Annotated in this window: 1 protein-coding gene; it reads right to left on the bottom strand. The window is 56.2% G+C overall.

From position 1 onward, the window contains the following. Positions 1-250 precede the first annotated feature (250 nt). Positions 251-1,270: an IS110 family RNA-guided transposase gene (locus tag ACR1XY_RS24520; RefSeq protein WP_480597418.1), complete on the bottom strand. Its 1,020-nt coding sequence runs from the start codon at positions 1,268-1,270 to the stop codon at positions 251-253. Positions 1,271-1,356: the final 86 nt, after the last annotated feature.

Here is a 1,356-nt window from a genome sequence, read left to right as displayed (position 1 = left end):
TCTGTGGGTGGCTCCTGCATTGCAAGCGTTTACTCGTGATTTTGCGGCATTTTTCGTCAGTACCTTCGTCTGTCCGGCCTGTTTGTGTGGCGGCATTGTCGCCACTGGCCTTGATGAATTCCGCGAGCGAGGTTCCAATCGGGTTATCGATCTCTGAGGGTCGCTGCCATTCCCGGAGTGTCCTTGCTCTTGGTTGACTTAATTCCGCATCATCACTTCAACGTCTTGCATCTCATGGGCAGTCGGCGGGTTAGACCGCAGGCTGCCGGTATTCCTGTTTCTTCGTGAGCATCGCCCAGATGGCTCGAGCGGCCTTGTTGGCCATGGCGGTCGTCGCCAGACGGAAAGGCTTGTCTGCGATGATCTTCGCGGTCCAAAGATCGACCTTTTCTGGCGAACGTTTCGCCATGACGGCACGCGATGTCATACCGACGACCAACAATTTGCGAATGTAGCGATCACCCTGCTTGGTGATCTTGCCCAGACGTTCCTTGCCACCGCTGGATTTGTTGAGTGGGGTCAGTCCGAGCCAGGCCGCCAGATCGCGCCCGGTCCGGAACTGTTTTGCATCGCCGATCGTAGCGACAATCGCTGAAGCCGTGATCGGGCCGATGCCAGGCATACGCATCAATCTACGCGCATCTGAATTCAGAAGGGCATGTTGCTGGATCATCTTAGAATAGCCAGCGATGCGTTCGTTCAGGCCGAGTAACTGATAGCACTGGATACCGAGCATGCCGTTGGCGATCTCCGGCATTTCTGGATGGTCGCCATCAAGGTGACGCTTTGCAAAAGCCGTCACTGCTTCGATCCCAATGGGCAAGATATGCCCAAACTCACGCAAAAGGCTGCGGATCATGTTGGCCAGTTGGGTGCGCTGCCGGACGGCCAGATCTCGAGTCCGGTGAATTGAGAGAATGGCTTGCTGCTCTTCCGTCTTGATCTCGACAAATCGCATGGTTGGTCGACGGACCGCTTCACAGATCGCCTCAGCATCAACGGCGTCATTCTTGCCGCGCTTCACGTAGGGTTTGACGTATCCGGCGGGCATGAGCTTCACGTCGTGCCCCAAATTGCGCAGCTGGCGACCCCAGTGATGAGACGAGCCGCAGGCTTCCATCCCGACCCTGCAGGGTGGAAGCGTCTCAAAGAAGCGGAGCAGCTTTGCGCGTTTGATGGCTTTGTTGAAAATCACTCGGCCGTTCTCTGAAATGCCGTGAACTTGAAAAACATCCTTGGCCAGATCCAGGCCTACGGTCTTTACTGTCATTGGGTGGCTCCTTTCCTAGCAGTCGATGACAACTGCACTTTGGCACATTCGATGCCGGTGGAGCAGGAGCCACCCACCTCATCCGG

It is taken from the genome of Ruegeria sp. AD11(2025) (assembly GCF_056542405.1).
Note: the sequence above shows the minus strand (reverse complement) of the source record. Positions and strands in the feature narration are given on the sequence as shown.

Bases quoted from the DNA above. Each gene is read 5' to 3' on its own strand.
- ACR1XY_RS24520 (WP_480597418.1), bottom strand. From the start codon at position 1,270: ATGACAGTAAAGACCGTAGGCCTGGATCTGGCCAAGGATGTTTTTCAA.